This window comes from Bradyrhizobium yuanmingense, from assembly GCF_025200905.1.
Lineage (GTDB): Bacteria > Pseudomonadota > Alphaproteobacteria > Rhizobiales > Xanthobacteraceae > Bradyrhizobium > Bradyrhizobium yuanmingense.
This window is the reverse complement of sequence record NZ_CP104173.1, coordinates 1,633,522-1,655,135: the sequence shown is the minus strand read 5'-3', so window position 1 is coordinate 1,655,135 and position 21,614 is coordinate 1,633,522. Positions and strand designations below refer to the sequence as shown.

Here is a 21,614-nt window from a genome sequence, read left to right as displayed (position 1 = left end):
TAGTCTCGCGGCCTCATCGGCGACACTGGACTGTTTCATGCGCATTCTCATCCTCGGCGGCAGCCAGTTTCTTGGGCGCGCGATAGCAAGCCATGCTTGCGCGGTCGGTCACGACGTGACCTGCGCCGCGCGCGGACTCGCGGGGCCGATCGCTACGGGTGCGCGCTTCATGCAGATCGACCGCGACCTGGCCGACGGACTTGGGCCACTCACGGGTGAGACGTTCGACGCCATGGTCGACGTCTCGCGTCATCCCGGCCAGGTCCGCCGTGCGGTCGCCGCGCTGAAGCGGCCGGGCGTGCATTGGACCTTCGTGTCCACCGTCAGTGTCTATGCGGACAACCGCGTGCCGGGCCAACGGGCCGACACGGCGCCGCTGCGCGAGCCCATTGGGGCAGATGTCGAGCACAGCACCGACGCGATCTACGGCGCCGCCAAGGTGGCCTGCGAACAGGCGGTCGGCGATGATGCCTTCATCTGCCGCGCCGGACTGATCGCAGGCCCCGAGGACCCGACCGGACGGTTCGCCTATTGGCCGGCGCGGCTTGCGCGCGGCGGCGAGGTGCTGGCGCCGGGATCGCCGGAGGATGCGGTCCAGTTCATCGACGTGCGCGATCTCGCGCAATGGATCGTGCATGCGGCAGAGAGCGGTCTCGTCGGCATCTATGACGGGATTGGGCCGATCCGCACGCGCGGCGGATTCCTGAGCGAATGCGCATCCGCGCTGAACGCGTCCTGCACCTTCACCTGGATCGATCGCGCCTTTCTGGAAGCGCATGACGTCAGGCGTTGGGCGGGCCCGCGGTCCTTACCGATGTGGCTGCCATTGCCGGACTACGCCGGCTTCCTGACGCGCGATACCTCGCCGGCGCGCGCGGCCGGATTGACCTCGCGACCGCCGGGAGACACCGCGCGCGATACGCTTCATTGGCTCCGCGCCAACAACGGGCCAGTCGTCGGTCTCACTGCCGAAGACGAGAAGGATGTGCTCGCGGCGTGGCATGCGCGCCAGCCCTAGGTGCGGACGGGCCATCGTTCGCCGGTGAAAAGCGCCTTGTCGTGACAAATCTGTCAAAGGCCACACTGCCGTTTTCGGTGCAAGACCCGTGACCGCCATGGCTATGGTGTTCCACGACTGCCCGTTTGTTGGTAGCCTGCCGCACCGACAGACAGCAATCGGGGACCACCGAATGACGCGCGCCAATCCCGCATCTCCCGCACGACGCAATGGAGCAGCGAGGAAACATATCGGTCGGGCACTCGCCGCAACCGCGGCATTGGCTGCGCTCGCCGGCTGCGAGGACAAGAACACGTTCGTGGCGCCGCCGCCGCCCAAGGTCGACGTCGCGACGCCGGTGCAGCGTCCGGTGACGCGCTACATCGAGGCCACCGGCAACACGGCACCGATCAAGAGCGTCGATCTCGTCGCGCGCGTGCAGGGCTTTCTGCAAACGATCGACTATCAGGACGGCACATTCGTGAAGCAGGGCACCCAGCTGTTCACGATCGAGCCTGAGACCTACAAGCTCAAGCTCGAGCAGGCGCAGGCGGCCGAAGTCGGCGCGCAGGCTTCGCTCCGGCAGGCGGAGGCCGACTACAAGCGACAGGCCGAGCTGGTGCAGCGCCAGGCCGTCTCGCAAGCCACGCTCGATAATTCCACCTCCGCGCGCGACAACGCCCAGGCCAATCTGCAGCAGGCCCAGGCCAACACCAAGCTCGCCGAGGTCAATTACGGCTACACCAAGGTCACGGCACCGTTCGACGGCATCGTCAGCGCGCACATGGTCTCGATCGGCGAGCTCGTCGGCGTCTCCTCGCCGACCCAGCTCGCCACCATCGTGGCGATGGACCCGATCTATGTGAACTTCACCGTCAACGAGCAGGACGTGCTGCGCATCCGCGCCGAGGCGACCCGTCGCGGACTGACGCCCGCGGACATGAAGCACTTCCCGATTCAAGTGGGGCTGCAGACCGATACCGGCTACCCTCATGAGGGCAAGCTCGACTACGTCTCGCCGACCCTCAACCAGTCGACCGGCACGCTGGCCGTGCGCGGCCTCGTTCCCAACGACAAGCGGGTGCTGCTGCCTGGCTATTTCGTCCGGGTCCGCGTGCCCTTCGACCAGGAGAAGAGCGCCCTGCTCGTTCCCGACACCGCGCTCGGCAGCGACCAGGGCGGCCGCTATCTCCTCGTCGTCAACAGCGACAACGTCGTCGAGCAGCGCAAGGTACAGATCGGCCCGGTCGACAACGGCCTGCGCGTGATCGAGAGCGGCCTGAAGCCAGAGGATCGCGTCGTGACCGCGGGGCTCTTGCGCGTCATCCCGGGCCAGAAGATCGACCCGCAGGTGACGAAGATCGAGCAGACGCAGGCCTCGAGCAAGTAGGGGCTGCCAGCCATGATCTCAAAGTTCTTCATCGAGCGGCCGGTCCTCTCGAACGTCATCGCGCTGTTGATGATCCTGATCGGCGGCGTCGCGCTGTTCAATCTCGCCATCGCGCAATACCCCGACGTGGTGCCGCCGACCGTGCAGGTCACCACGCGCTATCCCGGCGCCAGCGCCAAAACCGTGATCGATACCGTGGCGCTGCCGATCGAACAGCAGGTCAACGGCGTCGAGGACATGCTCTACATGCAGTCCTACAGCGGCTCCGACGGCACCTACACGCTGACCGTGACCTTCAAGATCGGCACCGACCTCAACTTCGCGCAGGTGCTGGTGCAGAACCGCGTCTCCAGCGCATTGTCGCAATTGCCGCAAGCCGTGCAGAACCAGGGAGTCACCGTGCAGAAGCGGTCGACCTCGATCCTGTTGTTCGTGACGCTCACCTCGCCGGATGCGAGGTACGACAGCCTCTACTTGAGCAACTACGCCACCATCAACATCCGCGACGAGCTCTCGCGCCTGCCCGGCGTCGGCAACGTCACCGTATTCGGCGCCGGGCAATACTCGATGCGGATCTGGCTCGATCCCAACAAGCTGCAGGTGCGTGGCCTGGTGCCGCAGGACGTGATCCAGGCAATCCAGCAGCAGAGCCAGCAGGTCGCCGCCGGTCAGGTCGGCGCGCCGCCGACGCCGCCGGGACAAGCGTTCCAGTACACGCTGAACGTCAACGGACGGCTCGACGATTCCGGCCAGTTCGAGAACATCATCGTCAAGACGGGCACGAGCGGCGACGTCACGCGGGTGCGCGACGTCGGCTGGGTCGAACTCGGCGCGCAGACCTACAGCCAGATCTTCTCGCTCAACAAGCAGCCCGCGGTCGGCATCGGCGTGTTCCAGTCGCCGGGCGCCAACGCGCTGCAGGTCGAGCAGGCCGTCGAGAAGAAGATGGCGGAGCTCGCCAAGCGCTTCCCCGAAGGCATCAAGTACGACACGCCGTTCGACACCACCAAGTTCGTCGAGGCCTCGGTGCACGAGGTCTATATGACCCTGATCGAGGCCGGCCTGCTGGTGCTGGTCGTGATCCTCATCTTCCTGCAGGACTGGCGCGCGATGCTGGTGCCGGCGACGACCGTGCCTGTCACCATCATCGGCGCCTTCGCCGCGATGGCGGCACTCGGCTTCACCATCAACATGTCGACGCTGTTTGCGATCGTGCTCGCGATCGGCATCGTGGTCGACGACGCCATCGTCGTGGTCGAGGGCGCCGCCCACAACATCGAACAGGGCATGAACGGCCACGACGCCGCGATCCGCGCGATGGACCAGCTGTTCGCGCCGATCGTCGGCATCACGCTGGTGCTGATCTCGGTGTTCCTGCCCGCTTCGTTCCTCGCCGGACTGACCGGGCGCATCTACTCGCAATTCGCGCTGGTGATCGCCGCGACCGCCCTGCTCTCCGCCATCAACGCCGCGACCTTGAAGCCGACGCAATGCGCGCTGTGGCTGCGGCCGGCCGTGCCGCCGGAGCAGCGCAATTTCTTCTATCGGGGCTTCAATGCGGTCTACAACCGCGTCGAGCGCGGCTACACAAGGCTGATCACGTTCCTCGTGAAGCACGCCACCATCTCGGTCGCGTTCGCACTGCTGATCATCGCCGCCAGCGGCTATGGCCTGTCGCGGGTGCCGACCGGCTTCCTGCCGATCGAGGACCAGGGCTATCTGATCGCCGCGGTGCAGCTACCCGACGGCGCCGCGCTGGAGCGGACGCAGGCCGTGCTCGACAAAGCGAGCGGGCTGATCAAGGACACGCCCGGCGTGGCGCAGGTCATCACCATCGCCGGCATCTCCGCGCTCGACAACAGCGCCAGCCTCGCCAATGCCGGCGTCGCCTACATCATCCTGAAGGATTGGGACGCGCGTAAAGGGCCCGGTGAGGATCTGCGCTCGCTGGTCTTTGGCCTGAACGACAAGCTCGCTGATATCATGGAGGCGCGCACCATCGTGTTGCCGCCGCCGCCGATCCAGGGCATCGGCAACGCCGCCGGCTTCTCGATGCAGGTCGAGCTGCGCGACGGCAACAGCGATTTCGCCAAGCTGCAGGCCATCACCGGCGCGATGGTCACCAACGCTCAAAGCCAGAGCGCGCTGCAGCGCGTGCAGTCCTCGTTCCGCTCCTCGGTGCCGCAATTCAACGTCGAGATCGACCGCGTCAAGACTCAGACGCTTCATGTCACCACGGATCAGGTGTTCTCGGCGCTGTCGACCTATCTCGGCTCTTCCTATGTCAACCAGTTCAACAAGTTCGGCCGCGTGTTCCAGGTCTATACGCAAGCCGATCCCGCCTTCCGCGTCACCGAGCGCGACATCGCCAACATGCAGGTGCGCAACTCGAACGGCGACATGATCCCGATCGGCACCGTCGCAAAGATCACGCCGGCCACCGGCCCGTCGCTGATCAGCCTCTACAATCTCTATCCGTCCTCGACCGTGATCGGCCTGCCGGCGCAGGGCTATTCGTCGGGCCAATCGCTGAAGCTGATGGAGGAAATCGCGGACAAGACGTTGCCGCCGGGCACCGGCTATGAATGGACCGCGATGTCGTATCAGGAGAAGGCGGTCTCGAACCAGATCTACTGGGTGTTCGGGCTCGCCATGCTGCTGGTCTATCTCGTGCTCGCCGGCCAGTACGAGAGCTGGTACGCGCCGATCTCGGTGATTCTCGCCGTGCCGCTGTCGCTGCTCGGGCCGATGCTGATCCTCTCCGCTCTCAAGATCGACAACAATCTCTATTGCCAGATCGGCCTGATCCTCTTGATCGCGCTCTCGGCCAAGAACGCCATCCTGATCGTCGAGGTCGGTCTCGAGCTGCACGGCCGCGACGGCAAGCCGATCATCGAATCCGCGATCGAGGCGGCGCGCGCCCGCTTCCGCCCGATCCTGATGACCTCGTTCGCCTTCATCCTCGGCGTCGTCCCGCTGGTGCTCGCCACCGGCGCCGGCGCCAGCGCGCGCAAGTCGATCGGCATCACGGTATTCTCGGGCATGCTGGCCTCGACCTGCCTTGCGGTGCTGTTCGTGCCGGCCTTCTTCGTCGTGGTGCAGCGCTTCGAGAACTGGCGGGCGTCGAAGAAGAAGCCGCAGGCGGTGGCGGAGGTGAAGCCCTAACCCTGCTCCGCCGGCGCCTGCCGCGCCTCGCCGCTCGAGACCAGGAGCACCGAGACCTTCGACTGTCGCAGCACTGCATCGGCGACGCCGCCGAAGGAGAGATGGTCGGCCTGGATCCGGTCAACGCCCATGACGACGAGGTCGACGTCGGTGGTGTCGATCTCGCGCAGAATCGCCGCCTCCGGCGCGCGGTTCACGCGCAGGGTCGTGGTGATGTCGACGTCGTAGCGGGCGGCGAGATCGCTGGTGTCCTTGAGGATGCCTGTCTCCTGGCTCAACCCGCGCGAGCTACCGCGCTGCGCACCCTTGTCGCGCGTCGTCGCTACATAGACCACCCGAAGAGAACCTGAGCCGGCCTGCGCCAGCGCCACGGCGACCTCGGCACCGCGCTTGGAGACGGCGCTGCCGGACACGGGAACGAGGATGTTGAGCGCCTCGGGCATCGGCTGTTTCAGGTGCTTGCCCTTGGCGGCCACGATCGCAAGCGGTCCTTCGAACTTCGCGGCAATATCCTCGACCTTGCGATCGAAACGGTCCTTGGTGGCGGCGACCTTGGCGATGCCGACGACCAGGAGATCGAAGCCCTTGCGCGCCTCGTCGGCAATGGTCTCGCCAAGCTCCGCGCGCCTGGTGCGGCTGATGACATCGACGCTGCCGGCATCGTTGTCGCTGTTGGCGGAGACGGTTTCGGCCGCCTTCTTCACCACGGCTTCGTGGCTCACTTCCTCGCCGCGCCCCTTCTCTTGTTCCTCGGCGCGCTTGCCGATATGCAGCACCGTGATCGGCAGGCCGCGCATGCCGGCGATCAGTCCGGCGACATGCGCGGCGAAGGTGGCGTTGACGCTCTCGTCCACCGCGAGCAAGGGACGTTCGAGATTGGCGACGAAGCCGCGCCTCTCGAACTCCTCGCGCTCCAACCGCTCCTTCTCCTCCGCGCTCATCGGCAGCCTGGCCAGCGCCGCGCGCAGCATCGGCGGCATCGCCATCGTGGTCACGATCGCCATCGTCACGATCATCGTGAACAGGTTCTGGCTGAGCACGCCGATCGACAGGCCAATGGTCGCGATGATGACCTCGGTCGAGCCGCGCGCGTTCATGCCGCTGGCGAGGGCCAGCGACTCCCTCCCGTTCAACCCGCCCACGGTGCCGCCGACGAACGCGCCACCGAACTTGCCGACGCTGGCGATCACGACGAGCAGGCCGGTGAGCATCAGGAGGTTGGGATCGCGCAGCACCGTGAGATCGGCGCTGAGCCCGGCGAGACCGAAGAACACCGGCATGAAGAAGCTCGAGATCAGCCCGCGCAGGCGCTCGTCGATCTGCCGCGTCAGGATCGGCGATTCCCCGACCAGGATGCCGGCGACGAAGGCACCTAATACGGTGTGGACGCCGATCAGATGCGTGATCATCGCCATGACGCTCATCAGCAGCAGGATCACGGAGATGACCGCGGCCGCGCTGACGAGATTGTCGTTGGCCCAGCGGATCAGCTGGAACACCAGGCGGCGGCCGATGGTGAAGCTGACCGCGAGGAAGGCGAGCGTTCCCAGCACCGACTTGGTCACGGAAGCGATGTCGAGCGAGCCTTGCGAAGCGAGGCTGAAAATGACGGCGATGATGATCCAGCCGATTGTGTCGTCGATCACGGCGGTCGCGACGATGATCTGCCCGACGTTGCGGCGCATGAAGTTCATCTCGCGCACGACGACCGCGACGATCTTCACCGAGGAGATCGACAGCGCCGTGCCCATGAACAGCGACGCCACCAGGCGCTCCTGCGGATTGGGCAGCAGCGCATCCGGCAGGAACTCGCCGAGTGCGAAGCCGCAGGCGAACGGCACGACGATGCCAGCGATCGAGATCGCGATCGCGGCCCTGCCCACCTTCCGGACCAGCTTGAGGTCGGTTTCCATGCCGGTCAGCAGCAAAAGCAGCAGGATGCCGAACTGGGCGATGCCGGCGATCATCGCCTTCTGCTCGGGCGCGTTGGGAAAGATCGCGGCTTGCGCCTCGGGCCAAATCCAGCCGAGCAATGACGGCCCCAGGATGATGCCGGCGAGCAGCTCGCCGATCACTGAGGGTTGGCCGACGCGCATCATGATCTCGCCGAGGCCGCGACCCACCGCGATCAGCAGGACGATCTGCGCCACCAGCAGGAATTCGGACGGGCCGGCCGATTTGCCCGCTTCGGCGCCGGCCGCAATGGTGGTGAGGATGAGCGCCGCGGGGACGAGGCCGACCGGCCGGAGCAAGGTCCACAGCATGCAGGCGTCATTTCCCCTTTACCCGGCCCCGCTGTCGGGGCCACGGGGATAGAACCCGCGGGAGGCGGCGGGAGTTCCTGCCGCGCACGACGGGACGGAGGGGGCAAAAACGCCAAACGCGAAAACAACCCCATGCACAGTAGGGATGCCGTTGAAAACTTTCAAAAAGTTCGGCTTTGCCGAAACGGCTTGCTCCGTCGGGCAAAACACTGGCAGAATGGCATCGTGGGTGGCATGGCGAGGGTGCCTCCTCATTCTCCGTCATTCCGAGCGCAGCGACTTGTCCGCCGAAGCCTTGGCGAAGGCGGAAGCAATCCAGAATTTTTCCGCGGCGGCAATTTGGATTGCTTCGTCGCAAGGGCTCCTCGCAATGCGGTGGAGAGAGTCTCCCTCACACCACCTGCGGCGTGCGGATCTCGCGCGGCAGGATCAGCGCGGCGGCGATGGCGAGCAGGCAGAGGGCGGCGAAGGCGTGCAGCATGGTGACGAATCCGCCCCGCTCATAGAGCCAGGCGACCAGACCGACGGAGGCGCCGGCCGCGGTGAAACCGACGAAATAGCGCACGGCATAGGCGCGCGAACGCCACTCTTCCGTGGTGTATTTGCCGACCATGGCGTCGTTGACCGTCACCTGCCCGAACGCACCCATGACGATGCCGATCGAAACGACGATCAGCGGCAGGTTGGACAGGCTCGCGGCCAGATACAGGAATGGCGCCAGCATGAAGGAAAGTGGCAGCGCCACCGTCTTCAGGGAGTAGCGGTCGAGCAGCCGGCCGATCGTGTACTGCGTCATCGCGCCGAACACGTAGACGCCGGCGGCGATGACCCCGAGCAGCGCCGGGCTTTTGGTCAGGTCCGCAAGCCGCTCGGCGAACAGCTTTGGCAGCGCCACGGTGACGGCGTTGAAGGTCGTGGAGATCGCGATCACCACGATCAGCAGCGCCAGGATCACGCGCCACATGTCCCGTTTGGCCACCCGCGCCTGCGCCGCCGCTTGCTTCGAGCCCTTGCGGTCCTCATGTACGATGGTCAGCGCGAAGGCGATGCCGATCAGGACCGTAACCGCGCCAGGAACGATGAACGCAAAACGCCAGCCGAGATATTGGCCGATCACGCCGGTGACCAGGGCCGACGACGCCACGCCGAGATTGCCCCAGACGCCGTTGATGCCCATCTCGCGGCCGAGCCGATCGGCGTAGGACACGATCATGGCGGTGCCGACGGGATGATAGATCGACGCAAAGATGCCGATCGCAAGCAGCGCGGCGCCGAGCTGCACGGGGGTCTGCACGAAGCCGACCGCGATCATCGAAAGGCCGATGCCGACGAAGAAGATCAGCATCATGTGGCGGCGGCTCCAGCGATCGCCCAACCAGCCGGTGAGCAGCGAGCCGGCGCCGAAGGCGACGAAGCCCGGCGTCGCGTAGGGCAAAAGTTCCGAATAAGCCATGCCGAGCGCCGGGCCCATGATGATGACAGCGGCGGCGAAGATCAGCATCGAATAATGGTCGATGAAATGACCTGCGTTGACGAAACCGATGACCCGACTGGGGCTGTTCATTCCCGAATCCTCTCCTGCTCCGAAATGAGTTATATGTCCTCCCCATGACGGGATGCTGCCAATGACTGTCTTGGAAACGCCAATCCTGCGGGAGGTCCGGAGCAACCACCACTCGCCCGCGGGCGTGCACCTGGTCGCCCGCGACTATCCCAAGGGGATGCGGATCGATCTGCACATGCACCGCGAGGCGCAGCTGATCTATGCGGCAAAGGGCACGATGCAGGTGACGACGCCCGCCGGACGCTGGCTGGTGCCGCCGGACCGCGCGGTCTGGGTGCCGGCCGGGCTCGAGCATGCCATCGACCTGCTGGCCGACATCGAGATGCGCACGCTGTATTTCGACCTGTCCTGGCTGAAGCGCGAGCAGCGCTATGACGGCCTGACCAGGGAATTCGTGGTGCGGGTGTCGCCGCTGCTCAATCAGGCGATTCTCGCGCTGTTCGACGGGCGCAACACCGAAGAGCGCACCGAGCTCCTGGTGCGCCTGGTGATGCTGGAATTGCACCAGGCCGAGGATTCCGCGACCTTCGTGCCGCTGCCGCGCGAAGCGCGCTGCCGCCGCGCGGCGATGATCGTGCTCGACGATCCCACCGGCCTGCACGACATCGACACGCTGGCGCGCGCGGTCGGAACCTCCGCGCGTACGCTGTCGCGGCTGTTTTCGAGCGAGACGCAGCTGAGCTTCAAGAGCTGGTGCCAGCGCGCGAGGATTGCGGCGGCGATCGAGCGGATATCGACGGATGCGAGCGTGTCGGTGAAGCAGCTCGCGACCCAGCTCGGCTATGCCAGCGTGCCGGCGTTCTCGGCCGCATTCCGCCAGGTGACGGGTCGGACGCCGACGGAGTTTGCAACACACGCGGTGTCGTCGCCCGGCTTGACCGGGCGACCCAGTACGCCGAGACGGCTCGGCTAGAATCGAGAAGCTGCGGCGTACTGGATGCCCGGTCAAGCCGGGGCATGACAGCGCGTTGGAATGAGCACTGCCCGGCATATCATCGACCCGTTCCGGCATGCCCTCATTCTCCAAACGCACGGCGGAGCGAAAGATGCCGCATTCGCCTGCTTGATTGTGATCGGCTTGCACCCAAATCCCGTGTAAGCTTGCCGCATCGCACAGACCTGATACGAAAGCCCCGATGGCCAACGCCTTCTTCTCCGACCTGCTTGCCACCATCTCCGAGCGCGGCCGCACGTTGCTTCGCCGGGGGGACGCCGCCGAAACCAAGCATGATGCCGACGGACTGCTCGAGCTCTGCGATGCGCTGCTGTCGGGCCGGGGCGAAGCCTCGGGCACCGCGATGGCGCGCGAGGTGCTCGACATCTACCGGGAGCTGGACGCGGCGGCACGCCGCGCCTTCTTCGAGGGCTTGGTGCGCGATTTCGGTCCCGATCGGGAGCGCCTGTCCAAGGCGATCGAGACATGGCGCGCCGCGCCCAGCGACGAGGACGCAAGCTCGCTGCACTTCGCCTCAGAGCCGCGCCGGCAGGAGCTGATCCGGCGGCTCAACCGCGCACCCGGCGGTACCGGCGATCTCGTCAACATGCGGGCCGATCTGCTCGGCATGATGAACGGGCACACCGATCTCGCCGCGCTCGATCGCGACGTCTCGCATCTTCTCTCTTCGTGGTTCAACAGGGGGTTTCTCGTGCTGCGCAGGATCGACTGGTCGACTCCGGCCAACATCCTCGAAAAGATCATCCGTTATGAGGCCGTGCACGAGATCTCGGACTGGGACGATCTGCGCCGCCGCATCGATCCGGTCGACCGGCGCTGCTACGCCTTCTTCCATCCTGCGATGGTGGACGAACCCTTGATCTTCGTCGAGGTGGCGCTGACCGAGACGATCCCCGGTGCGATCCAGCCCCTGCTCGCGGTCGACCGCCAGCACCTGCCGATCGAGCGCGCGCGCACCGCCGTGTTCTATTCGATCTCCAACACCCAGCGCGGCCTGGGCGGCATCTCCTTCGGCAGCTTCCTGATCAAGCAGGTGGTGGAAGAGCTGCGCCGCGAGCTGCCGAAGCTCGACACGTTCGTGACGCTGTCGCCGGTGCCTGGCTTCATGGCCTGGGTGAAGCAGGACAAGGATCTGCCGCTGTCGGACGAGGACCGCGAGGTGCTGAGGCGCCTCGATGATCCCAGATGGTTCGAGAGCCCGGAGACGGCGGCACTGCTCCGCGCCGTGCTGGAGCCGCTCGCGGCGCACTATTTCCTCAAGGCGCGCACGCCGAAGGGCAAGCTGATCGATTCCGTCGCCCGCTTCCATCTCGGCAACGGCGCGCGGCTGGAGCGCATCAACTGGCTGGGCGACCTCTCGCCCAAGGGAATGCGCGAGTCCGCCGGCGTCATGGTCAACTACCTCTACCGCCTCGACGACATCGAGAAGAACCACGAGGCCTATGCCAATGACGGCGAGGTCGTGGCGTCGAATGCGGTGAAGAAGCTGCTGAAGGGCGAAGGGCGAAGGCTGCTGGATATGAGGCTGTCGTAGGGGGCGGACGCTTACCACATCGTCATTGCGAGCACAGCGAAGCAATGCCGCCGTGGAAAGATTCTGGATTGCTTCGCTGCGCTCGCAATGACGGAGTGTGGGGCGACAGCTTGCGAAACCCAACGACCGCCCGCTGCAGGCTCGGACGACGACCGGATGACTTCCGCTCCCTCCCCGTCGTTGCGAGGAGCCCTTGCGACGAAGCAATCCAGACTGCCTCCGGGGAGAGATCCTGGATTGCTTCGCTACGCTCGCAATGACGGAGGACGTGGCAGCGGCTCGCCGAGTAGCCGCAGATCTCCTGCCGGTCAGATCAGCGTCTCGTACAAATCGTCCCAATTCGGATTGAGGCTCTCAATGAGCGCAAGCTTCTTCGCCCGGCTGCCACCTTTGATCTGCTTCTCGCGCACAATCGCGTCGGACATGGTCGCGTTCAGCTCGTACCAGACGAGGAGCTTGCAGCCGTACTTCGATGAAAAACCCTTTACCAGTCCTTCGCGATGCTCGAACGCGCGGCGCGGCGGATTAGAGGTGACGCCCGTGTAGATCGTTCCGTTGCGACGATTGGCGAACATGTACACGCAGGGTTGCTTCATAATCGTACTCGGCTGAGAATAGCCGCTACGATATCACAACTAAGAGATGATTACGAGGCTTTCGCCACACCGTCATTGCGAGGAGCCGTTGCGACGAAGCAATCCAGACTGCCGTAGCGGAAAGATTCTGGATTGCTTCGCTGCGCTCGCAATGACGGAGTGTGTGGCGACAGCTCGCGCAATTCGGCACATTGGGCTGCGGGCCAGACGCCCGCGAGCGGCCAGTGGCTCCTCCACCGTCATTGCGAGGAGCTCTTGCGACGAAGCAATCCAGACTGCTTCCACGGAAAGATTCTGGATTGCTTCGCTGCGCTCGCAATGACGGAGTGTGTGGCGACAGCTCGCGCAATTCGGCACATTGGGCTGCGGGCCAGACGCCCGCGAGCGGCAGTGGCCCCTCCACCGTCATTGCGAGGAGCTCTTGCGACGAAGCAATCCAGACTGCCTCCGCGGAAAGATTCTGGATTGCTTCGCTGCGCTCGCAATGACGGAGTGTGTGGCGCGGACGTCGCGCTCCAACGATACTCCTACTCCGCCAGCGCCTGCATCTCCTTGTAGAGATCGGACTTGCCTTCGAAGCCGATGCCTGCAAGCTCGGGCATGGTGATGTGGCCGTTCTCGACGCGGACGCCGTCGGGGAAGCCGCCATAGGGCTGGAACAGGTCGGGATAGCTTTCGTTGCCGCCTAAGCCGAGGCCGGCGGCGATGTTGAGCGACATCTGGTGGCCGCCGTGCGGGATGCAGCGGCTCGGCGACCAGCCGTGGGTCTTCAGCACCTCCAGCGTGCGCTGGTATTCGCACAGGCCATAGGACAAGGCGCAATCGAATTGCAGCCAGTCGCGATCGGGGCGCATGCCGCCGTAGCGGATCAGGTTGCGGGCGTCCTGATGGCTGAACAGGTTCTCGCCCGTCGCCATCGGGCCCGGATAAAATTCGGCGAGCGCGGCCTGCAGCGCGTAGTCGAGAGGATCGCCGGCTTCCTCGTACCAGAACAAGGGATAGTCGCGCAGCATCTTGGCGTAGGCGATGGCGGTCTCCAGGTTGAAGCGGCCGTTGGCGTCGACGGCGAGCTGGGCGTCCTTGCCGATCTCCTTCAGCACCGCCTCGATGCGCCTGCGGTCCTCGGCGATATCAGCGCCGCCGATCTTCATCTTGACGACGTTGTAGCCGCGATCGAGATAGCCGCGCATCTCAGCCCGCAGCATCGAGAGATCCTTGCCGGGATAATAATAGCCGCCGGCGGCGTAGACGAAGACGCGCGGATTGGCTTTGACGCCGTGACGCTCGGCGAGCAAGCGGAACAGCGGCTTGCCGGCGATCTTCGCCACCGCGTCCCACACCGCCATGTCGATGGTGCCGACCGCGACCGAGCGCTCGCCGTGGCCGCCCGGCTTCTCGTTGGTCATCATCGCGGCCCAGACCTTGTCGGGGTCGAGATTGTCGCCGGCTGCGTCGAGCAGCGACTTCGGATCAGCTTCCGTGATGCGCGCGGCGAAGCGCTCGCGGATCAGGCCGCCCTGCCCGTAACGGCCGTTGGAGTTGAAGCCGTAGCCGACGACGCGCTTGCCGTCGCGGACGACATCGGTGACGACGGCGACGAGGCTGGTCGTCATCTTCGTGAAGTCGATATAGGCGTTGCGGATCGGCGAGGAGATCGGTTTCGTAATTTCGCGGACGTCGACGATGCGGACGGACATGGGGTGGGCTTTCGGTGGTTATTATTGTCATTGCGAGGAGCGAAGCGACGAAGCAATCCAGACTGCTTCCGCGGAAAGATTCTGGATTGCTTCGCTTCGCTCGCAATGACGGGGAGAGAGTGTGTGCTCCTCGCAATGACGAGGAGCGAGCGGCGCGCGCTCAGGTCAAGCCTATTTCTTATCCCTGAAATACGGCTCCACCGGACCGTGCACCTTGATGGTCAGCGGGTTGCCGTGGCGGTCCTTGGCGTTCCCTGCGGTGACACGGACCCAGCCTTCGCTGATGCAGTACTCCTCGACATTGGTCTTCTCGATGCCCTTGAAGCGGATGCCGACGTCGCGCGACAGGATCTCCGCGTTGTAATAGGGGCTGTTCGGGTCGACCGACAGGCGGTCGGGAAATTCGTCGCTCATGATTGTCTCGCTCACAACAGTGTTTCGATTTGATTGCGCAATCCTTCGGGCCGGGCGGTCGGCGCGTAGCGCGCGACCACGCGGCCCTCACGGTTCACCAGGAATTTGGTGAAATTCCATTTGATGGCGGCGCCGAGAAGCCCGGATTGCTGGCGTTTCAGGTACTCGTACAGAGGATGCGCCTTCGGCCCGTTGACGTCGATCTTCTCGAACAGGGGAAAGGTGACGTCGTAATGGGTCGAGCAGAATTCCTGGATCTCGCTCGCCTGCCCCGGTTCCTGCGCGCCGAACTGGTTGCAGGGAAAGCCGAGCACCGAGAAGCCGCGCGGAGAGAGGTCGCGATGGAGATCCTCGAGGCCGCGATATTGCGGCGTGAAACCGCATTTGCTCGCGGTGTTGACGATCAAGAGCACCTGCCCCTCGAAACGCCGCAGGGCGACCTCCTCGCCGGCCAGCGAGTTGGCCTTGAAGTCGTAGATGGCGGTCATCGCTAGCCCACGGGATCGATCGGCGATGGCGGCACGCCGCCGGCCTCGATCGCTTCGCCCGCGAGCAGGCACAGATCCTCGCGATAGCGGCCAGAGACGATGTGCACGCCGACCGGCGCCCTGCCGACGAGACCTGTGGAGACCACGAGGCCCGGCAATCCCATGAAGGGAATCGCGATCTGCGGCAGCTGCGCTTCCCAGACCCGCTTGAAGGAATCCTCGTCCTTGCGGTCGAGATGGTCGGGGAACGGCAATTCGCCGGAGACCGGCGTCAGCAGCACGGCGTATTTTTCGAAGAACAGCATCCAGTCGCGGGTCAGCGTGGCGCGTCGGGTCAGCGCCTTGGCGTAATTGGCCTGATCCATCGGCGTGACCCTGGAGCGGTTGCCGCGCAGGCAGGCCAGTGCGCCGGGATCGCCCTCGCGCTCGGCCATCTCCAGCTGCGCCTCATAGCCGTCACCGAGCCAGAGCTTGATCTGCCATTCCACCGCTTCGCGCATCGGCGGCGTGTCCTCGATCACATCGACGGTCCAGCCCGCGCGCTCCAGCCGCTTGCCGGCATCGCTCACCGCGGCCTTCACCTCCGGCGCGGTGGCAAGGCCACCCGGATTGAGGCAAAGCGCGGCGCGCTTGTCCCGTGCGGGTCCTTGCAGCGGCACCGGCGCGAACCAGGGATCGCGGATGTCGCGGGCCGACATCGCTTCAAGCGAGATGCGCAAATCGTTGACCGTGCGCGCCAGCGGGCCCGAGACCGCCATGATCTGCGGACCGATCGGGCGCTCCGGCAGCGCCGGGTTGAAGGCGGGAATGCGTCCGAGCGTCGGGCGCAGACCGTGCACGCCGCAGGCATAGGCGGGATAACGGATCGAGCCGGCGATGTCGGTGCCGTGGGCGATGTGGCCGATGCCGGCCGTGACCGCCGAGCCGGCGCCGCCGGACGAGCCGCCCGGCGTCAGCGAAGCGTCGCGGGGGTTCTTGGTGTCGCCGTGGATGAGATTGGTGGTGAACCAGCGGTAGGAGAAGGCCGGGCAATTGGTGCGGCCGAGCAGGATGGCGCCCGATTTCCGGAAATTGGCGACCACCGGATTGTCCTCGCGCGCGATCAGGTCGCGCTGCAGCTTGAGGCCGTTGGTGGTGGCAAAGCCTTCCTGGTCGACATTGGCCTTGATGGTGACGGGCACGCCCGCGAGGACGCCGGGGTCCTCGCCCCGGCTAATTGCGGCATCGACGGCATCGGCCTGCTTGAGCACGTCATCCGGCCGGTGGTCGATCACCGCGTTGAGCTGGGGATTGACGGCATCGAGCCGCGCGAGACCGGCCTTGGCGGCCTCCCTGGCGGAGACTTTTTTGGACCTGACGAGGGTGGCGAGGTCGGCGGCCGACAGGCGCCAGAGATCTTGCATGGCTTGCTCCGTATGACAGGCGTCTTTTAGCGCCGGGAACGCGGCAAAGCCATGCGGATTTCGCGGGGGTGAAAGGCGGGTTTTGCGCCGGGCGTTGCCTCATTCTCCGTCATTGCGAGGAGCCCTTGCGACGAAGCAATCCAGGCTGCCTCCGGGGGAGGGATTCTGGATTGATTCGCTACGCTCGCAATGACGTGGAGAGAGCGGTGAGCCCCTTACCTATCGCGTCCGGCTAATGCCTCGTCGCGGACTGGTCCGGCATGTCGAGCAGCGCTTCGGTGAAGGGAAACTCCAGCACGATCTCGCCGTCGGCGTCGGTGACCTCGATGACGGCCTCCAGCAGCGCCGGCTGGGTTCCTTCCGACTTCACGACCTCAAGGATCATCTGGCGCGCAACCTCCCAGGCGCGATCGGGGTTGCGCAGGTCCTCGCCGTCAGGATCCACGATCAGTTCGTCGCCGATGCGGGTGTTGAAGAAATATCTGGGCATGCCTGATCCATTGGGGTCGTCTGTCGCCGATGAGAAGCCGGTCCATACTCACAACTGGTTTATCCCGACAGGGATCACGACCTATCGGCAATTTTGCGTATCTGATCCGCTCATCTTTGCGGCCGCAATACGCCATCTTTGCAGTGCAACAATTCCCGCAGCCTACTACCTAGGTCGGGAAAATTTCACTGGCGAACTTTGCCGTCCGCACTAATTTGTCTGATGGGCGGATACGTCCGAATTCGCGAAAATGGAGAGCCAAATGGCCTGGAAAGCCCCTAAGATCGTCGAAGTGCCCTGCGGCATGGAAATCAATATGTATGTGAGCGCCACCCGCAAGTAAGCGGCTGGTGGAAACGCGTTCTGCGCAGGTGGTTCTTTCGGTCACGATACGTTTCCGGCAGAGAGAAACCTTGTCCGAAACTGTCTCGGCCTGAGATCCACCTCGCCAATTCGCCTCCAGGAGACGGATCATGCTTCGCGTCGTCGTCCTGGGCGCCGGGGCCGGCGGCGGAGTTCCGCAGTGGAATTGCGGCTGCGAAGGCTGCCGCGCGGCTCGTGCGAAGGGACAAGAGCTGTTTCGAACCCAGGCTTCGGTCGCCTTCAGTGGCGACGGCGAGCACTGGTTCCTGATCAACGCCTCCCCCGATCTTCGCCAGCAATTGAACGCCACGCCGCAGCTGCACCCAAAGGTGGGCGCGCTGCGCCACACGCCGATTGCGGGCGTGATCTTGACCAACAGCGAAGTCGATGCCGTGGCCGGCCTGCTGTCGATGCGCGAAGGCTCGCCCTTCACGATCTATGCGCACGAGAAGGTGCTGGCGATCCTCAGCTCCAACAGCATCTTCAACGTGCTGAACGAGAAGAACGTGCGACGCCAGCCGATTGCTCTCCGCGAGCCGTTCGAGCCGCGGCTGCCCGACGGTGCGCGCTCAGGGCTCGAGGTGCTGCCCTTTGCCGTGCCGGGCAAGTCGGCGTGGTATCTCGAAGGCAAGGCGCATCCGGGCGGCGAGAGCGGCGACGGCGACACGCTGGGCCTGAAGATCACCGACAAGGCCACGGGCAAGTTCTTCTACTTCATCGCGGCCTGCGCCGAGGTGACCGACGCGCTCAAGGCCGAGATCGACGGCGCTTCACTGGTGTTCTTCGACGGCACCGTCTGGCGCGACGACGAGATGATCAGGGCTGGCCTCGGCCACAAGACCGGCAAGAGCATGGGCCATGTCGCCATGTCCGGCGAGGACGGCGCCATCGCCCGGCTGGCCGATCTCAATATCGACAGGAAGCTGTTTCTGCATATCAATAACTCGAATCCGGCGCTCCTGCCCGGCTCGCCCGAGCGCAAGCTCACTGAGGAGGCGGGCTGGCAGATACCCGCGGATGGAACGGAGATCGTGCTGTGAACGCCGCATCACTGACTGGAATGACCGCACTCTCGATCGGCAAGGACTTGAAGCTCAACTCCGCCGAGGAGCTGGAGGCAACGCTGCGCCACATCGGCGCCACGCGTTATCACAGCCTGCACCCGTTCCATAAGCTGCTGCATGGCGGCAAGCTGAACAAGGGCCAGGTGCAGGCGTGGGCGCTCAACCGCTACTATTACCAGAGCACCATTCCGATCAAGGACGCGGTGGTGATCTCCCGCTTCCGCGACCGCGCCACGCGGCTGGAATGGCGCCATCGCATCGAAGACCATGACGGCGACGTCGGCAGCGAGGGCGGCATCGAGCGCTGGATCAAGCTGACCGAGGGCCTCGGGCTCGACACCGCTTACGTCGAATCCACCGAAGGCATCTTGCCGGCGACGCGCTTCGCGGTCGAAGCCTATGTGCACTACTGCCGCGAAAAAAGCCCGCTGGAGGCGATCGCCTCCTCACTCACCGAGCTGTTCGCGCCGAACCTGCATGAAGAACGCATCTCGGGCATGCTGGAGCACTACGACTTCGTCAACCCCGACATCATGAGCTACTTCAAGCGCCGCCTGACCCAGGCGCCGCGCGACGCCAATTTTGCGCTCGATTATGTCAAGAGGCACGCCACGACGCCGGAGCAGCGCGCGCAGGTCTGCAACGCGCTGATCTTCAAGACCAACGTGCTGTGGGTGCAGCTGGATGCGCTCCAGCATGCCTATGTCGAGGGCCACATTCCGCCGGGCGCGTTCGTGCCCAAAGCGAGCTAAGGATTAAAAGCAATGGCCGGGCCGCGGAACATCAGCGTCAGCGAGGCGAGCCGCCCCGTGCTGCCGCGGCATGCCAAGCTCAGATATGACGAGACCCGCAAGGTCTGGGTGATCCTGGCGCCGGAGCGCGTGCTGGCGCCGGACGAGATTGCGGTCGAGGTCTTGCAACTCTGCAACGGCGAGCGCAATGTCGGCGACGTCGCCGATCAGCTCGCCGCAAAGTACGCAGCGCCGCGCGAGGCGATCCTGGCCGACGTCATCGCCATGCTGCAGGATCTCGCCGACAAGGGCTTTCTCACCGAGATCAGGGAGAAGACGTCATGAGCGACGTGACCATCCCGCCCAGCGACAGCCTCGCGGTGCTTGAGAAGCAGCGCTCGACGGCGGAGACGTTCGGCATTCCGCTCGCCGTGCTGCTCGAGATCACCCATCGCTGCCCGCTGCAATGTCCCTATTGCTCCAACCCGGTCGAGCTCGACCGCTCCGGCAAGGAGCTGACGACCGAGGAATGGAAGAAGGTCTTGAGCGAGCTCGCCGAGATCGGCGTGCTCCAGGTGCATTTCTCCGGTGGCGAGCCGACGGCACGGAAAGATCTCGTCGAGCTGGTCAAGCATGCCAGCGACGCCGGGCTCTATACCAATCTCATCACCTCGGCCGTGCTGCTGACGCGCGAGAGGCTCAGCGATCTCGCAGATGCCGGGCTCTGCCATGTGCAGATCTCGTTCCAGGGCATCGAGGACGGCCTCGCAGATCGCGTTGCCGGCTACAAAGGCGGCCACCGCAAGAAGCTCGAAGTCGCGAAATGGACGCGCGAGCTCGACCTGCCGCTCACCGTGAACGCGGTGATGCACCGGCAGAACCTGCACCAGCTGCCCGACATCATCCAGATGGCGCTCGATCTCGACGCCGACCGGCTCGAGGTCGCCAATGTGCAATATTACGGCTGGGCGCTGAAGAACCGCGCCGCGCTGATGCCAACCGTGGCGCAGCTCGATGAGTGTACCCGCCTCGTTGAGGAGGCGCGCGAGCGGCTGAAGGGCCGACTGACCATCGACTACGTGGTGCCGGATTATTACGCGCTGCGGCCGAAGAAATGCATGGGCGGCTGGGGCCGGCAGTTCTTCAACATCTCGCCCGCCGGCAAGGTGCTGCCCTGCCATGCCGCCGAGAGCATCACCGGGCTCGATTTCGAATCGGTGCGCTCCAACCATTCGATCGCCTGGATCTGGCAGAACTCGGAGGCCTTCAACCGCTATCGCGGCACCGGCTGGATGAAGGAGCCGTGCAAGAGTTGCGAGTTCCGCGAGATCGATTTCGGCGGCTGCCGCTGCCAGGCCTTCGCGCTGACCGGGGACGCCGCCAACACCGACCCGGCCTGCGCGCTGTCGCCGCTGCACGAGACCATCTTCAAGCAGGCGGAAGCCGAGGCCGCAGGCGACACCAGCCGCTTCCTCTATCGCAACTTCGCCGGCGGCACCCTGGAATCCGAGAATGACGCCTGACGCCGACGCGGGCACAGCGGCCAAACGCACTGATCCCTTTGCGCCGCTGACCTCCGATATGCTCGACGTCGGCGACGGCCATGAGCTCTATGTCGAGAGCGTCGGCCGCAGCGATGGCATCCCCGCGGTCTATCTGCATGGCGGGCCCGGCAGCGGCTGCCAGCCCGACCATCGCCGGCTGTTCGATCCCGACCGCTTCTGCGCCGTGCTGTTCGACCAGCGCGGCTGCGGCCGCAGCCGGCCCAAGGGATCGCGCGAGCACAACACCATTGCGCACCTGATCGCGGACATGGAAAAGATCCGCGAAAAATTCGGCTTCGAACGGTGGATGGTGGTCGGCGGCTCCTGGGGCGCGACGCTGGCGCTGGCTTATGCAGAGGCGCATCCCGAGCACGTCTCGGGCATTGCGCTGCGCGCGACGTTTCTCGGCACGCGAGCAGAAGTCGAGACGGCCTTCACCTCGCGCCTGTCGCAATTCCATCCGGCGCTGTACGAGGATTTCCTCAGCGTGCTGCCGCCAGAGGAGCGCGACCGGCCGGTGGATGCCTATTGGCGCCGCATCCTCGATAGCGACCCTGCCGTGCATGGCCCGGCGGCGAAGGCCTGGCACGACACCGAGCGCGTCTTGTCCGAGCACAAGCCGGCACGGACGCGGCTCGACCTCGCCGGGCTGAACGTCTGGCGCACATTGCCGGCGACGCCGTTCATGGAAGCGCATTATTTCATCAACGACAGCTTCATGAACGAGGACCAGCTGCTGCGGAACGCGGGCCGGCTCGACGGCATTCCCGGCATGATCGTGCAGGGGCGCTATGATCTGTTGTGTGCTCCCGCGACAGCGCAGGCCCTTGCGAAAGTATGGCCCGGTTCCGAGCTTCGCATCGTGGAAGAAGCCGGGCATTCGCTCTATGATGGCGGCGTGAGGGACGCGGTCATGAAGTCGATCGCGGACCTTGCGTCGAAGATCGGGCGATGA

19 protein-coding genes are annotated in these 21,614 nt (G+C 65.0%); 11 read left to right on the top strand and 8 right to left on the bottom strand.

Annotation, left to right across the window (positions count from 1 at the left end):
- The first annotated feature begins 37 nt into the window (after window positions 1-37).
- The 3 genes from N2605_RS07720 (at window position 38) to N2605_RS07710 (ending at window position 5,552) form a co-directional block, all read left to right on the top strand.
- On the top strand, window positions 38-1,018 hold the full coding sequence (locus tag N2605_RS07720; RefSeq protein WP_225151358.1) for an NAD-dependent epimerase/dehydratase family protein: 981 nt from the start codon (window positions 38-40) through the stop codon (window positions 1,016-1,018).
- A 172-nt stretch (window positions 1,019-1,190) separates the two neighbouring features.
- The gene (locus N2605_RS07715) at window positions 1,191-2,387 is read left to right on the top strand and encodes an efflux RND transporter periplasmic adaptor subunit (RefSeq protein WP_225112132.1); all 1,197 of its coding nucleotides are present in this window, start codon (window positions 1,191-1,193) and stop codon (window positions 2,385-2,387) included.
- Between the two features lie 12 nt (window positions 2,388-2,399).
- Window positions 2,400-5,552 carry an efflux RND transporter permease subunit gene (locus N2605_RS07710; protein ID WP_225139134.1) on the top strand — a complete coding sequence of 1,051 codons (3,153 nt, stop codon included), beginning with the start codon at window positions 2,400-2,402 and terminating at the stop codon, window positions 5,550-5,552.
- On the opposite strand, the gene N2605_RS07705 is transcribed toward N2605_RS07710, so the two are convergent.
- Together N2605_RS07705 and N2605_RS07700 are read right to left on the bottom strand one after the other, a co-directional pair.
- On the bottom strand, window positions 5,549-7,816 hold the full coding sequence (locus tag N2605_RS07705; protein WP_036015690.1) for a cation:proton antiporter domain-containing protein: 2,268 nt from the start codon (window positions 7,814-7,816) through the stop codon (window positions 5,549-5,551). The two genes, N2605_RS07710 and N2605_RS07705, sit on opposite strands and share 4 nt — an antisense overlap.
- A 391-nt stretch (window positions 7,817-8,207) precedes the next feature.
- Entirely contained in the window at window positions 8,208-9,380 is a 1,173-nt protein-coding gene (locus N2605_RS07700) for an MFS transporter (RefSeq protein ID WP_036015693.1), read from the bottom strand.
- A gap of 61 nt (window positions 9,381-9,441) precedes the next feature.
- On the opposite strand from N2605_RS07700, the gene N2605_RS07695 reads away from it, so the two are divergent.
- Together N2605_RS07695 and N2605_RS07690 are read left to right on the top strand one after the other, a co-directional pair.
- Entirely contained in the window at window positions 9,442-10,293 is an 852-nt protein-coding gene (locus N2605_RS07695) for an AraC family transcriptional regulator (RefSeq protein WP_225151354.1), read from the top strand.
- A gap of 223 nt (window positions 10,294-10,516) precedes the next feature.
- A complete protein-coding gene (locus N2605_RS07690) occupies window positions 10,517-11,869 on the top strand; it encodes a malonyl-CoA decarboxylase (protein WP_036007375.1) in 1,353 nt (450 codons plus the stop codon).
- 308 nt (window positions 11,870-12,177) lie between these two features.
- Here the strand turns inward: N2605_RS07690 and N2605_RS07685 are convergent, their stop codons facing one another.
- The 6 genes from N2605_RS07685 to N2605_RS07660 all read right to left on the bottom strand — a co-directional run bounded on the left by N2605_RS07685 (window position 12,178) and on the right by N2605_RS07660 (window position 16,957).
- Window positions 12,178-12,465 carry a GIY-YIG nuclease family protein gene (locus N2605_RS07685; RefSeq protein WP_036007372.1) on the bottom strand — a complete coding sequence of 96 codons (288 nt, stop codon included), beginning with the start codon at window positions 12,463-12,465 and terminating at the stop codon, window positions 12,178-12,180.
- A gap of 527 nt (window positions 12,466-12,992) precedes the next feature.
- Window positions 12,993-14,162 (bottom strand): D(-)-tartrate dehydratase, encoded by a 1,170-nt coding sequence (gene tarD / locus N2605_RS07680; protein WP_260346229.1) that lies wholly within the window; start codon window positions 14,160-14,162, stop codon window positions 12,993-12,995.
- Window positions 14,163-14,333: 171 nt separating this feature from the next.
- Window positions 14,334-14,576, bottom strand: a complete 243-nt coding sequence (locus N2605_RS07675) for a DUF3297 family protein (protein WP_036007363.1) — start codon at window positions 14,574-14,576, stop codon at window positions 14,334-14,336.
- An 11-nt stretch (window positions 14,577-14,587) separates the two neighbouring features.
- Window positions 14,588-15,064 carry a glutathione peroxidase gene (locus N2605_RS07670; protein WP_036007360.1) on the bottom strand — a complete coding sequence of 159 codons (477 nt, stop codon included), beginning with the start codon at window positions 15,062-15,064 and terminating at the stop codon, window positions 14,588-14,590.
- 2 nt (window positions 15,065-15,066) lie between these two features.
- Complete coding sequence (locus N2605_RS07665; protein WP_036007357.1) at window positions 15,067-16,467, bottom strand: amidase family protein; 1,401 nt, start codon at window positions 16,465-16,467, stop codon at window positions 15,067-15,069.
- Between the two features lie 232 nt (window positions 16,468-16,699).
- Window positions 16,700-16,957 carry a DUF6894 family protein gene (locus N2605_RS07660; protein WP_036007354.1) on the bottom strand — a complete coding sequence of 86 codons (258 nt, stop codon included), beginning with the start codon at window positions 16,955-16,957 and terminating at the stop codon, window positions 16,700-16,702.
- A gap of 262 nt (window positions 16,958-17,219) precedes the next feature.
- Between N2605_RS07660 and pqqA the strand changes: the two genes are divergently transcribed.
- The 6 genes from pqqA (at window position 17,220) to pip (ending at window position 21,614) form a co-directional block, all read left to right on the top strand.
- Window positions 17,220-17,300, top strand: coding sequence for a pyrroloquinoline quinone precursor peptide PqqA (pqqA, locus tag N2605_RS07655; RefSeq protein WP_007595659.1), 81 nt, complete (start codon window positions 17,220-17,222; stop codon window positions 17,298-17,300).
- 130 nt (window positions 17,301-17,430) lie between these two features.
- Window positions 17,431-18,360 (top strand): pyrroloquinoline quinone biosynthesis protein PqqB, encoded by a 930-nt coding sequence (gene pqqB / locus N2605_RS07650; protein WP_036007351.1) that lies wholly within the window; start codon window positions 17,431-17,433, stop codon window positions 18,358-18,360.
- Between the two features lie 20 nt (window positions 18,361-18,380).
- Window positions 18,381-19,136 (top strand): pyrroloquinoline-quinone synthase PqqC, encoded by a 756-nt coding sequence (pqqC, locus tag N2605_RS07645; protein ID WP_249785479.1) that lies wholly within the window; start codon window positions 18,381-18,383, stop codon window positions 19,134-19,136.
- A 12-nt stretch (window positions 19,137-19,148) separates the two neighbouring features.
- A complete protein-coding gene (gene pqqD, locus N2605_RS07640) occupies window positions 19,149-19,460 on the top strand; it encodes a pyrroloquinoline quinone biosynthesis peptide chaperone PqqD (RefSeq protein ID WP_025034414.1) in 312 nt (103 codons plus the stop codon).
- Entirely contained in the window at window positions 19,457-20,638 is a 1,182-nt protein-coding gene (gene pqqE / locus N2605_RS07635) for a pyrroloquinoline quinone biosynthesis protein PqqE (protein WP_109144747.1), read from the top strand. Before pqqD ends, pqqE begins: the two co-directional genes overlap by 4 nt.
- Complete coding sequence (gene pip / locus N2605_RS07630) at window positions 20,628-21,614, top strand: prolyl aminopeptidase (protein ID WP_225112123.1); 987 nt, start codon at window positions 20,628-20,630, stop codon at window positions 21,612-21,614. The genes pqqE and pip overlap by 11 nt, the downstream gene beginning before the upstream one ends.

Excerpts from the sequence above, each read along its gene's own strand:
- N2605_RS07720 (WP_225151358.1), top strand. The coding sequence starts at position 38 with ATGCGCATTCTCATCCTCGGCGGCAGCCAGTTTCTTGGGCGCGCGATA.
- N2605_RS07715 (WP_225112132.1), top strand. The coding sequence starts at position 1,191 with ATGACGCGCGCCAATCCCGCATCTCCCGCACGACGCAATGGAGCAGCG.
- N2605_RS07710 (WP_225139134.1), top strand. The coding sequence starts at position 2,400 with ATGATCTCAAAGTTCTTCATCGAGCGGCCGGTCCTCTCGAACGTCATC.
- N2605_RS07705 (WP_036015690.1), bottom strand. The coding sequence starts at position 7,816 with ATGCTGTGGACCTTGCTCCGGCCGGTCGGCCTCGTCCCCGCGGCGCTC.
- N2605_RS07700 (WP_036015693.1), bottom strand. The coding sequence starts at position 9,380 with ATGAACAGCCCCAGTCGGGTCATCGGTTTCGTCAACGCAGGTCATTTC.
- N2605_RS07695 (WP_225151354.1), top strand. The coding sequence starts at position 9,442 with ATGACTGTCTTGGAAACGCCAATCCTGCGGGAGGTCCGGAGCAACCAC.
- N2605_RS07690 (WP_036007375.1), top strand. The coding sequence starts at position 10,517 with ATGGCCAACGCCTTCTTCTCCGACCTGCTTGCCACCATCTCCGAGCGC.
- N2605_RS07685 (WP_036007372.1), bottom strand. The coding sequence starts at position 12,465 with ATGAAGCAACCCTGCGTGTACATGTTCGCCAATCGTCGCAACGGAACG.
- tarD (WP_260346229.1), bottom strand. The coding sequence starts at position 14,162 with ATGTCCGTCCGCATCGTCGACGTCCGCGAAATTACGAAACCGATCTCC.
- N2605_RS07675 (WP_036007363.1), bottom strand. The coding sequence starts at position 14,576 with ATGAGCGACGAATTTCCCGACCGCCTGTCGGTCGACCCGAACAGCCCC.
- N2605_RS07670 (WP_036007360.1), bottom strand. The coding sequence starts at position 15,064 with ATGACCGCCATCTACGACTTCAAGGCCAACTCGCTGGCCGGCGAGGAG.
- N2605_RS07665 (WP_036007357.1), bottom strand. The coding sequence starts at position 16,467 with ATGCAAGATCTCTGGCGCCTGTCGGCCGCCGACCTCGCCACCCTCGTC.
- N2605_RS07660 (WP_036007354.1), bottom strand. The coding sequence starts at position 16,957 with ATGCCCAGATATTTCTTCAACACCCGCATCGGCGACGAACTGATCGTG.
- pqqA (WP_007595659.1), top strand. The coding sequence starts at position 17,220 with ATGGCCTGGAAAGCCCCTAAGATCGTCGAAGTGCCCTGCGGCATGGAA.
- pqqB (WP_036007351.1), top strand. The coding sequence starts at position 17,431 with ATGCTTCGCGTCGTCGTCCTGGGCGCCGGGGCCGGCGGCGGAGTTCCG.
- pqqC (WP_249785479.1), top strand. The coding sequence starts at position 18,381 with ATGACCGCACTCTCGATCGGCAAGGACTTGAAGCTCAACTCCGCCGAG.
- pqqD (WP_025034414.1), top strand. The coding sequence starts at position 19,149 with ATGGCCGGGCCGCGGAACATCAGCGTCAGCGAGGCGAGCCGCCCCGTG.
- pqqE (WP_109144747.1), top strand. The coding sequence starts at position 19,457 with ATGAGCGACGTGACCATCCCGCCCAGCGACAGCCTCGCGGTGCTTGAG.
- pip (WP_225112123.1), top strand. The coding sequence starts at position 20,628 with ATGACGCCTGACGCCGACGCGGGCACAGCGGCCAAACGCACTGATCCC.